This is a genomic window from Megasphaera sp. AM44-1BH, assembly GCF_003467125.1.
Lineage (GTDB): Bacteria > Bacillota > Negativicutes > Veillonellales > Megasphaeraceae > Megasphaera.
On sequence record NZ_QSFA01000001.1, the window covers coordinates 25,848 to 37,433 of the forward strand.

Genomic DNA, 11,586 nt, shown 5'->3' on the forward strand with positions numbered 1-11,586 from the left:
GTGACATCAAGCTATGGATTTATTTCAACTAACCTACTTTGTCGAAGTAGCCCAGAAAAAAAGTTTTACCAAAGCTTCAAAATCACTGCATATCAGCCAGCCTTCCATCAGTAAAGGCATCAAGGCACTGGAAGACCATTGGAATGTCAAGTTGTTTAACCGGAACGGCAAGCGCGTCGAACTGACGGAAACGGGCGCCTGGCTGCTGCCGCGTATCGAGTCGCTCATCAAAGATTTTTCCCAGCTGAATGAGCAGATGGAATCACCCCAGCTCCTCAATTCCGGTCAGCTGACCGTTGGAATCCCACCGATGATCGGGTCTTCTTTCATTACTTCATTCATCCGCCATTTTATTTCCGACTATCCCCAGATTGAACTGGAACTTTTAGAAGTCGGCTCCAACGATATTATTTCATCGATTGACGAGGGCCTTATCCAGGTCGGTTTTGTCGCACTTCCTGTTGCCACGGAAATGCCTTATGATTTCTTCATTTTCAATGAAGAACATCTGGAAGTCGTCCTCTGGCCGGAGCATCCCCTTGCCAAAAAGAAAGTCATTACACTGGAAGAGATAAAGGACGAGCCACTGGTCTATTATCCCAAATCTTTCTCCCTCAATCCGTTCATCAAGACATTTTATCAGAAAATCATGGCTCATCCCAGAATCGTCTGCCAGAGCAGCAACTGGGATTTCCAGGCTGAAATCGTACGTACCCAGTTGGGCATTGCCCTTCTGCCACATACCATCTGCCAGCGGCTGGATGACGAAAAACTCGTTCACATCCCTCTCGTAGAGCCACAGATTCCCTGGACACTGGCCATGGTCTGGAAGAGCAAAGGATTTCTGCCGCACCCGGCCCGTACATGGGTACAATCCTTTAAAGATTTTTATAGTGATTCCCCTGCGGCAGCAGAAAAAAATGCACCTGCCCATTAAATTCTGAGACAAGTGCAGTATCACAAAGGACCGATAGAAATGGACACATCCGACATAACAGAACATGATATAACACAGATTTTTTCAAAGCAGCCTGCTTCCGGGACATTCCATGTTCTGGCCGTTTCCTGCGCCGGCCTTAACTACCTGCAGGATTTGAAACGGGTCTTCGCCGACAGCCAGCTGGATTTACAGCATCGCCGTAAGGCAGCTCATGACTGGCTTACCCTCGAACCCCGGCTGTACCGCTATACCCGTAAAAATACGCCCCTGAGTATCTACGACGCCGGGTATCAAGAGGAAATAAAAGACTATATCCGTCTCCGTACCATCTGGCTTGATGCTGCAGACTGCACGTTTATGCGCCATCGTCATGCCATGCTGATGGAACTCCTCCATCTGTGTCATAATGACATCTGCCAGTGCCTTCCTGTAAGAGATATCCTGGCCGATGAACTGGAAAAGCAGTTATTCCATCAATATCTGCTGTATGACATGAGTCTGGAAAACACCCGTTTCGTCGGCCGCGAAGCCGTGTCCAACGGGTACCATGAATGTGACTTCACACTGGAAATCGAAGACATCATGAAAGAACCTCATCAGGCCATCCCCCCCGCGCGTTTCCGCTACCTGAAGCGCAGTCTGACCGAAAGCCGCATCGCCCGTTGCTGCGCCAAATGGCTGTACGAACACCATCAGGATCTGCGCCGGAATCACTGGATTGTCGATGAAACCGCCATAGAAAAGGCTTATGATACGGGCGAAGCCCCTGAAATAACGGACACTATGGTGCGTGAACTGGAGCAGACCTATCGCGGCATATAATGAGAGCGGAAACGGGATACATCTTCACTAAATAAGCTATATTCTCACAACAAAAAAAGGTTGTACCAAAAATGAGCTTTTGAAGCCACTTTGGTGCAACCTTTTTTTAACTTGTACTTTGCCGCATAAATAATGTTTTCCGGAAACGTCAAATTTTACATGACCCGTTTCGCCCCTATATAGCGGCTGGACCAGTACCGGCTGTCCAGGCTGTCGATGCTGACTCCGGAATTGGAGGCATTGATAAACTGGTTATCCCCAATGTATATCCCCACATGGGACACACCCGGCAGATAGGTCGTAAAGAAGACGAGATCTCCCGGCTGTAAATACGAACGGGATACATCGTACCCTACATTGTATTGTTCATCAGCCATGCGGGGAAGATCAATGCCGACGGCGGAATAGACATACCGGGTAAACCCGGAGCAATCAAATCCAGACGGATCATTGCCGCCAAATACATAAGGTACGCCGATATACTGATTGGCAATCCCCATAAGGCGCTGGGCTCTGTCTGCCACCATGGTAGCTCCGCCATAGCCGCCATTGCCAAAACGGCGCAGCGGGCCCGAAGGAAGGAACTTCCCGGTCAGTTCATAGAAGGTGGCCTGTCCGGCTACACCATCGACTTCCAGTCCATGGCTGGCCTGGAAATTGCGGACGGCATTTTCTGTTCCGACACCAAATACGCCGTCTACATCGACACTATACCCATTATTGACCAGAGCCTGCTGCAGCAGAATGATGGCATTAGACGCCGTAGCCGGTTCTGAAGATACAGCCGGAGTTCCCTTATCCTCCGGTGCTGCCGGAGCTGCATCGGTACGGAACCGGTCGGCTATAGAAAATACAGTCTGTCCGGCTGGCATAGGCCGTCCCATCAGTGCCTCATACGTAGCCGGTCCAATGACACCATCAGCGGTCAATCCGTTGCTGTTTTGAAACGAACGGACCGCCGCATCGGTTCCTTTGCCGAATACGCCATCTACGTCAACACTGTATCCCCGGTCAGCCAGTGCCTGCTGGATGTCCTGCAGCTGCGAAGGCTGTACCGACGCCGTTTCCGGTGCTGCTGCATCTTTCTGCACAAACCGGCTGCTCGTATTATCTGGCATAGAAACGCCCATCAGGGCTTCATAGGTAGCCGCGCCGAGGATTCCGTCAGCCGTCAGGCCATGGTCCTGCTGAAAGGCACGGATAGCTTCCGTCGTACCGGTCCCATAGTCGCCATCAACCGTCAGCGAGTACCCATCGGCAGCCAGCTGCTGCTGTACAGCCAGGACCTGACTTCCCCTGTCGCCAGGATGAAATGTGGCTCCGGCAAACGATGTAGAAACGAAAACCATGCAGCAGGCAAGGCCTGCAATTTTTTTTATATCTGTCATTGTATCCCCTTTCTGGTAATCCTGCCAATCGTCTGCAGCTCGTATTTTCTGCTCTTAAGACGTACTACTAATCTTTATGGCGTATGAAACAAGCTATCCGCCAAGGCCTGCTCGTTGGATAGCTTGAATTTGTGCATTGAGTATAAATCCGCTATATATTATACCATAATATGGTGCTATGCGTCAAAAACAGGACTGCCCATGACGTATCTTTGTAACGCATGTGACAGTCCTGCTATTTGTATTACAGGTTAATCTACTTAATCGGGCAATCAGAATTTTCCTGCTTTTGCCGCTTCTTCTACAGCTACGGCTACGGCTACAGAAGCACCGACCATGGGGTTATTGCCCATTCCCAGGAAGCCCATCATTTCTACGTGGGCCGGTACGGAAGAAGATCCGGCAAACTGGGCATCGCTGTGCATGCGGCCCATCGTATCCGTCATGCCGTAGGATGCCGGGCCGGCTGCCATGTTATCTGGATGAAGCGTACGTCCTGTGCCACCGCCCGATGCAACGGAGAAATATTTTTTACCCATTTCTACGCATTCTTTTTTGTATGTGCCAGCTACAGGGTGCTGGAAGCGGGTCGGATTGGTCGAATTTCCCGTAATGGAGACATCGACGCCTTCATGGTGCATGATAGCCACACCTTCACGCACGTCATCGGCGCCGAAGCAGCGGACAGCTGAGCGTTCTCCCTTGGAATAGGGAATTTCTCGGACGATATGCAATTCCCCGGTCTTATAATCAAACTGGGTCTGTACGTAAGTAAAGCCATTGATGCGGGAAATAATCTGAGCAGCATCTTTACCCAGGCCGTTCAGAATAACGCGGAGGGGAACCTTACGTGCCTTATTGGCGTTCCGGACAATGCCAATAGCCCCTTCGGCAGCAGCAAAAGATTCGTGACCGGCCAGGAAACAGAAGCACTGTGTGCTGTCCTGAAGCAGCATGGAAGCCAGATTACCATGGCCCCGGCCTACTTTGCGGTCGTCAGCAACGGAGCCGGGAATGCAGAAAGCCTGCAGGCCGATACCAATAGCTTTAGCCGCATCCACTGCGGTGCGGCAATTCGTTTTGATGGCAATCGCTGCACCTACGGTATACGCCCAGCCGGCATTTTCAAAAGCGATGGGCTGGATTTCCTTGACGGTCTGATACGGATCAATGCCGGCATTCTGGCAGATGTCCCGGCATTCTTCCACGCTTTCAATGCCGTATTCTTTCAACACAACGAGGATTTTATCTATTCTTCTGTCATAACTTTCGAATAATTCCATCTGTAGGTTCCTCCTATTGCTGTCTCGGATCAATATACGAAGCGGCTTCTTCAAAACGGCCATAATGGCCTTTGGCATCTTCCATCGCTTTAGCCGGTTCCACGCCTTTCTTTATGGCGTCCATCATTTTGCCGAGGTGGATAAATTCGTATCCGATAACCTGATTTTCTTCATCCAGCGCCATACGGGTAACATAGCCTTCGGTCATTTCCAGATAGCGCGCCCCTTTGGCCTTTGTGCCAAACATAGTCCCGGTCTGACTGCGCATACCTTTGCCCAGGTCATCCAGGCTGGCACCGATTGGCAGTCCGCCTTCAGAAAAGGCAGTCTGGCTGCGGCCATACACGATTTGGAGGAACAGCTGGCGCATGGCGACGTTGATGGCATCGCAGACCAGATCCGTATTCAGCGCTTCCAGCAGAGTCTTGCCCGGCAGTATTTCCGATGCCATGGCAGCAGAGTGGGTCATGCCGGAACAGCCAATGGTTTCTACAAGAGCTTCTTCAATGATTCCATCTTTGACATTAAGCGTCAGCTTGCAGGCTCCCTGCTGGGGCGCACACCAGCCAACACCATGAGTAAGACCACTGATATCTTTAATTTCTTTGACCTGCACCCATTCGCCTTCCTCAGGAATCGGAGCCGGTCCATGATATGCGCCTTTGGCAACGGGGCACATATTCTTGACTTCTGTTGAATATATCATGTTATTCATCCTTTCTAATCTTTCAGTGCTTCAAACATGCCGCGGAAGGTATCGCCATACATGCTCCCTTTACGCCATAAAAACGTAAAGGAATGTTCGGCTGTAAAATTGCGGACGTGAATCTTACGCAACGTACCGGCGGCTAATTCATCGCGCACTGATTTTTCATAGGAAAACGAGAATCCCGCATTGCGGTGTACCAATGCCTTGATAGTCTGAGGACTGCCAATTTCCGCACGGTATGGAAAGTCTTCCAGAGACAGGCTGTATTCGGCCAGAGTCCGTTCCAAAAGGTCCCGTGATCCGGATCCGTGTTCACGGACGCAGAGTCGTTTCAACAAGAGATCCGTAAGATCCACTTCATCGGGAACATCAAATTCCGGCCCGCATACAGCGATGAGCGGTTCCTTGGAAAACAGCATGGTTTCATATTGTTTCTGCTCGAAAAATCCTTCTACGATGGCAAAATCAATCTTGCCCTCATCGATTTCTTGCAGCAGCTGCTCTGTATCCGCAATTTCCAGCCGCAGAAGAACTTCCTGATTTTCCCTCAGGTATTCTGCCAGTTTATCTACGATCATAAATTCGCCAATCGTGTGAGTCGCCCCAAAAGAAACAATTTTCGTACTACGTCTGAGTTCCTGCAGTTTTTCTTTCAGGATGAGATCGTCATGCCGGATTGTGGCCGCTGCATCCAGAAGGATATGGCCGGCCTGTGTCAGAATGAGATGCTTGCCTGTATAATCAAACAATTTGGCATGGTACTCATTTTCCAGGTAGCGGATGTGTTGTGAAACAGCCGGCTGGGTAATATGCAGTTCTGCTGCAGCCTTGGTGTAATTCATATGGCGGCAGACACACAAAAACGTATGAATACGAAAATCTAGCATGAGGCTGCTCCTCTCTCAATTAGAATATAATACGTATACCAATGTAAGCGTAATCCTCATGAACATTCTACGGTATTTCTGGAATTTAATCAAGTTTTAGTACAAGGGAAAACAGCTGTGCTATGCAGATTTATACTATTTTTTTACTTGTTAACAATATATATCATTCTACTTCCGGTACAAGGTACGCCCATTCTCATTTTGCGTATACTACCATTCCAATACCGTACCGGTTTCATCACGCCATACGGGGTTTTTCCAGTGATGTCCCACGGCGGCAGCAGCCCGTACCTTTTCTTCATCGATTTCGATTCCCAGACCTGGTTTTGTCAGGAGATTGACATAGCCCTGATGATAGAGGAATACAGACGGGTCTTTCAGATAATCGAGCAGGTCCGATCCCTGATTATAATGGATACCCAGACTTTGTTCCTGAATAACGGCATTATAGGTGCAGAAATCGATCTGCAGCGCCACTGCAAGTGCAATCGGCCCCAGCGGGCAGTGAGGAGCCAGTGCCACATCGTAGGCTTCTGCCATAGCCGCAATCTTCTTCGTTTCCAGAATACCTCCGCAATGGCAGGGGTCGGGCTGGATATAATCGACTCCGCCCCGGGCCAGCATCTGCTTGAAGCCCCAGCGGGTATAGTTCCGTTCTCCTGTGGCAATGGGCGTAGAGAACTGCTGTCTCAGCATAGGAAAGATTTCTTCATTTTCACAAAGTACTGGTTCTTCTACGAACAGAAGGCGGTACGGTTCCAGTTCTTTCATGAGCGTAAAGGCCAGCGGTTTATGGACACGGCCATGGAAATCGACAGCAATATCCATATCGTACCCGAACGCTTCCCGGATAGATGCTACCCGTGCCACGGCTTCATCGATCTGGCGGTTGTTCTGGATCCAGCCTACCTTGGGTACACCGTTCATTTTGACAGCCCGGTATCCCTGTTCATATTTTTCTTTTGCAGCCTGCAGCACTTCGTCAGGCTGGTCACCGCCAATCCAGCAGTATACTTTCATTTTATCGTGGCATACGCCGCCCAGAAGCTCGTATACAGGTACGCCCAGTGCCTTGCCTTTTATATCCCACAGCGCTTGTTCGATACCAGAAATAGCGCTCATCAGGACGGGGCCGCCACGATAAAAACCGGCACGGTACAATACATTCCACAAATCTTCAATCCGGCCGGCATCCTTGCCGATGAGATAGTCTTCCAATTCCGTGACGGCAGCGGCTACCGTATCGGCCCGTCCTTCAATGACCGGTTCGCCCCAGCCTGAAAGACCTGTATCGGTCGTAATTTTTAGAAACAGCCAGCGTGGCGGTACCTTAAATAATTCTATCGACTGGATTTTCATTTTCATGCCTCCTCACACGTATTGCCGATGACTCATAAAATTATCTTATATATCGCAATTATACCAATTGCTTTATCCATCCGCAATATACAAATGGCCAGTGGGCCTGAAAGCGTCCCTCCTGGCGGGTATCGGCGATTCATGACAAGCAAATCCTGTTCTGTACTAAAAAAGCGGGCACACGAAACAGGATTGCTTCGTGTGCCCGCCATCCGGACTTATTTTTCTTCTTTGATGACTTCTGCTTTAAACACCATGGCTACATCTGCATCGGAACAACAAAATTCCGCCGTTCCTTCCGGTTGTCCCGGCAGGGTGCCTCCATAGCGCAGGATATCAATATAGGGGAATGCACAGTGAAGTGCCATGGGACAGATTTTGCCCCGTTCGGTATCATAGTCAAATACTTCGCCAATATGATGACCGCGATGGCAGCCCATTTTTCCCAGCTTTCCCGTAATCGTCAGCCGTATATCCGGCCGTTTTCCTCGTGCCATGATACTCTCCTTTTCAAAACGGCCAAATACCGTCAGATGATATTCAGACCGTCTCCGCTATGCCAAATATTCTAAGACCGTTCGCCGCCGTTTTTCTGATGACGCAGTCTGCATCGAGGCCACGCAGTCTGGCTATTTCTTCTGCCACGTAGCGCACATAAGCCGGCTCATTGCGGCTGCCCCGGTATGGCGGCGGTGTCAGATAGGGACTATCCGTTTCAATGAGAATGCGGTCCATCGGAATCCGGGACGCCACCTGTTTTGCCCGTTTAGAATTAGGAAATACGACTGTGCCGGTAAATCCAAAATAAAATCCCATACGGATCAGTTCCGTCGTCATTTCCAGGCTCCCGGAATAACAGTGGAAAACGCCGCGCAGGCCTTTTCCATACTGACGGAGAATTTCCATCGTATCACCATGGGCCTCCCGGTCATGAATATCGATGGGAAGGTCCAGAGAAAGGGCCAGTTGTATCATTTTGACGAATACGTCTTTCTGTACGTCCCGGGCCGGTGTGTCATAGTGGTAATCAAGACCTACTTCGCCGATTGCCACGACAGACGGCTCCTGCTCCGCCAGACGGCGGATTGCCTCTATATCGCCAGGCTGCACACGGTTCGCTTCCTGGGGATGGATTCCTACAGCGGCATATATCCCGTCATAATGCCGTGCCAGTTCGACGCAGGCTTCAGAAGTCTGCCGGTCCGTCGCCGGGCAGAGCATCCTTCCGACACCGGCAGCACGGGCACGTTCCAGCACGGCAGACCGGTCCGCATCATACGCCGCATCATACAGATGACAGTGTGTGTCAAACAACATCAGCGGACGCGGCTTCCCGGTGCCATGCCATCAACAAAGACAACCTGCAGATGGTCGTTACCATCCGATGCTGCCAGCAGCATCCCTTTCGATTCTACACCACACAACTTAACCGGTTTCAGATTCGTCACGACGATGACGTTATGGCCAATCAGGTCTTCCGGCTTATAATACAGGGAAATACCACTGACAATCTGACGGGTTTCTGTACCCAGATCCACTTGGATTTTAAGAAGTTTTTTAGCCTTCGGTACTTTTTCACAGGCTACAATTTTGCCGACGCGGAGATCATTTTTGCCGAAATCATCAATATTGATTTCATCTTTGAACGGTTCTTTTGCTGCAGGGCAGGCAGTGGCTGCTTTCTTTTCTTCTGCCGCTTCAGCGATTTCTTCTTTGGGATCGTACCGTGGGAACAAAGGCGCTCCCTTGCAGACTTTCGTACCGGCCGGATACAGCCCCCATGTCTGTCCATCAGACAGAATTGCCTGAGAGAAATCACCCAGTCCCAGCTGTTTCCATATTTCAGCAGCAGCTGACGGGATGACCGGGCTTACCAGCATGGCAATGATGCGCTGTACTTCCAGGAGATTGTACAGAACGGTCTGGAGACGTTCTTTTTTAGCCGGATCTTTGGCAAGGATCCACGGTGTCGTTTCATCAATATATTTATTGCTGCGATGGATCAGCGCCCATGTATCGTTGAGAGCATCATTAATTTTCATGTCGTCCATCTGCTGTTCATATTTCTTAGCCGTTTCAACAGCCATCTGGGATAATTCACTGTCTACCGGTTCCGTGACAGAGGGGCCGGCTGCCACTCCATTTTCGTACTGTTCGACCATGGAAAGTGTACGATGGAGGAGATTGCCCAGGTCATTAGCGAGATCGGCATTGATCCGGTCAATGAACGTCGGCAGAGAGAAGTTGCCGTCCTGGCCAAGGCGGATTTCGCGCATCAGATAATACCGGAGAGAATCGGCGCCATAGCGTTTGATCAGAGGAATCGGATCGACGACATTGCCCAGAGATTTACTCATCTTCGTCCCATCGACAATCAGCCAGCCGTGACCAAATACTTTTTTAGGCAGAGGAAGTCCTGCACTCATCAGCATGATAGGCCATATAATCGAATGGAACCGTACGATTTCCTTGCCGACCAGATGAAGATCAGCCGGCCACCATTTTTTAAAGCGTTCTTCATCAAATACATAACCGGCTGAAGTCAGGTAGTTAGCTAGGGCATCATACCAGACGTATACGACGTGTTTCGGATCCCAGGGCACAGGAATACCCCAGTTAAAGGACGTACGGGATACGCACAAATCTTCCAGACCGCTTTTGACGAAGGCAATCATTTCATTGCGGCGTGCTTCCGGCTGGATGAAGTCAGGATTTTCATCAATAAATTTCAGCCAACGGTCCGTATAATTGCTCATCTTGAGGAAATAGGCTTCTTCCGAAACGAGTTCCAGCGGGCGGCCGCAATCCGGGCAGATGTGTTTGCCTTCAGGCAGTTTGTTTTCCGGCCAGAACGATTCGCAGGGAGTGCAGTACCAGCCTTTGTATTCACCTTTATAGATATCCCCTTTGTCATAGGATTTCTGCATCAGAGCCTGTGTTACCTTGACATGGTCGGCATCAGTCGTACGGATAAACCGGTCATGGGAAATATTCAGTTCTTTCCAGAGTTCTTTGAAAAGGGAAACGATACCGTCAACATATTCTTTCGGCTGCATCCCTTTGCTTTCAGCGACACGCTGGATTTTCTGGCCATGTTCATCAGATCCGGTGGTAAAAAAGACGTCATCGCCGCGGAGACGATGGAACCGGGCCAGGGTGTCGGCAATAGTCGTGCAGTACGTGTGGCCGATATGCAGTTTGGCACTCGGATAATAAATCGGGGTGGTAATAAAATACTTCTTCTTTTCTGTCATGGAAATTCCTCCTCTGCCGGCAAATGAGCCGGCCTTGTGTACGTGAAACGATGATGATGAATCACCGCTCCTTAAAGGGCTGAATCGCCCTCAGAAGCAAGCACCGCCTGATATACCACACGGCGGCTGACGCCACAGCGCTGGGCTACGGTCCGGATAGCCTGCTTTTTATCTGTTCCCTTATCCATCAGATCCCGGACAAGGGATACATAATCATCGTCGGAAGGACCGTCTTCTTCCGGGACGGCGCCGGCGACGAGGATTACAAATTCACCGCGGACCCCTTCCTGTTCCAGATCCGACCGGAGCTGGGACAACGGTCCCCGCAGATATTCTTCATAGCGTTTAGTCAGCTCCCGGCAGAGCACGGCCCTGCGGTCGCCCAACGCGTCTTCTATTTCTGCCAGCACAGCAAGGATGCGGTGCGGCGCCTCATAAAAAATCAACGTGCCCGTATAATCCTTGATACTTTCCAGTACGGGACGCCGGTGTTTTTTTGTTTTGGGCAGAAATCCGATAAAGGTAAACCGCGTCGTGTCCATGCCCGATGCAATAAGTCCCGTAAGGCCCGCATTGGCTCCGGGAAGAGGAACGACAGGGATATGCGCGGCAATAGCCAATTGTACGAGGTCACTGCCGGGATCGCAGATGGCCGGCATACCGGCATCGCTTACCAGTGCCAGCATGCAGCCTTCTTTGAGTTTTTCAATGAGCTGCGGCCCTTTTTCTGCCTTGTTATGTTCATGGTAACTCGTCGTCGGCGTATCAATACCATAGGCCGAAAGGAGCAGTCTCGTATGGCGTGTATCCTCTGCCGCGATCAGATCTGCTTCCCGCAGGCACCGCACTGCCCGGTAGGTGATATCTTCCATATTGCCTATGGGCGTAGCACACAGATACAGTGTACCTTTTTGAAATTGTTCAGCCATCATACTCTCCTTCTG

Annotated in this window: 11 protein-coding genes; 2 read left to right on the forward strand and 9 right to left on the reverse strand. The window is 50.3% G+C overall.

Annotation, left to right across the window (positions count from 1 at the left end):
- The first annotated feature begins 13 nt into the window (after positions 1-13).
- The gene (locus tag DW949_RS00110; protein ID WP_118021264.1) at positions 14-937 is read left to right on the forward strand and encodes a LysR family transcriptional regulator; all 924 of its coding nucleotides are present in this window, start codon (positions 14-16) and stop codon (positions 935-937) included.
- Positions 938-976: 39 nt separating this feature from the next.
- Positions 977-1,762: a hypothetical protein gene (locus tag DW949_RS00115; RefSeq protein ID WP_118021265.1), complete on the forward strand. Its 786-nt coding sequence runs from the start codon at positions 977-979 to the stop codon at positions 1,760-1,762.
- Positions 1,763-1,917: 155 nt separating this feature from the next.
- Here the strand turns inward: DW949_RS00115 and DW949_RS00120 are convergent, their stop codons facing one another.
- The 9 genes from DW949_RS00120 to rsmI form a co-directional block, all read right to left on the reverse strand.
- On the reverse strand, positions 1,918-3,150 hold the full coding sequence (locus DW949_RS00120) for a peptidoglycan-binding protein (protein ID WP_233539437.1): 1,233 nt from the start codon (positions 3,148-3,150) through the stop codon (positions 1,918-1,920).
- A gap of 272 nt (positions 3,151-3,422) precedes the next feature.
- Positions 3,423-4,433, reverse strand: coding sequence for a GGGtGRT protein (locus tag DW949_RS00125; protein ID WP_118021266.1), 1,011 nt, complete (start codon positions 4,431-4,433; stop codon positions 3,423-3,425).
- 13 nt (positions 4,434-4,446) lie between these two features.
- The gene (locus DW949_RS00130) at positions 4,447-5,139 is read right to left on the reverse strand and encodes an iron-sulfur cluster assembly scaffold protein (protein WP_118021267.1); all 693 of its coding nucleotides are present in this window, start codon (positions 5,137-5,139) and stop codon (positions 4,447-4,449) included.
- Between the two features lie 14 nt (positions 5,140-5,153).
- On the reverse strand, positions 5,154-6,029 hold the full coding sequence (locus tag DW949_RS00135; RefSeq protein ID WP_118021268.1) for a LysR family transcriptional regulator: 876 nt from the start codon (positions 6,027-6,029) through the stop codon (positions 5,154-5,156).
- A gap of 210 nt (positions 6,030-6,239) precedes the next feature.
- Positions 6,240-7,388 (reverse strand): galactonate dehydratase, encoded by a 1,149-nt coding sequence (gene dgoD, locus DW949_RS00140; RefSeq protein ID WP_118021269.1) that lies wholly within the window; start codon positions 7,386-7,388, stop codon positions 6,240-6,242.
- A gap of 218 nt (positions 7,389-7,606) precedes the next feature.
- Complete coding sequence (locus tag DW949_RS00145; RefSeq protein ID WP_118021270.1) at positions 7,607-7,885, reverse strand: TIGR04076 family protein; 279 nt, start codon at positions 7,883-7,885, stop codon at positions 7,607-7,609.
- Between the two features lie 43 nt (positions 7,886-7,928).
- Positions 7,929-8,705, reverse strand: coding sequence for a TatD family hydrolase (locus DW949_RS00150; protein ID WP_118021271.1), 777 nt, complete (start codon positions 8,703-8,705; stop codon positions 7,929-7,931).
- Positions 8,705-10,642, reverse strand: coding sequence for a methionine--tRNA ligase (gene metG / locus DW949_RS00155; RefSeq protein ID WP_118021272.1), 1,938 nt, complete (start codon positions 10,640-10,642; stop codon positions 8,705-8,707). Before metG ends, DW949_RS00150 begins: the two co-directional genes overlap by 1 nt.
- A gap of 71 nt (positions 10,643-10,713) precedes the next feature.
- The gene (rsmI, locus tag DW949_RS00160; protein WP_118021273.1) at positions 10,714-11,571 is read right to left on the reverse strand and encodes a 16S rRNA (cytidine(1402)-2'-O)-methyltransferase; all 858 of its coding nucleotides are present in this window, start codon (positions 11,569-11,571) and stop codon (positions 10,714-10,716) included.
- Positions 11,572-11,586 lie beyond the last annotated feature (15 nt).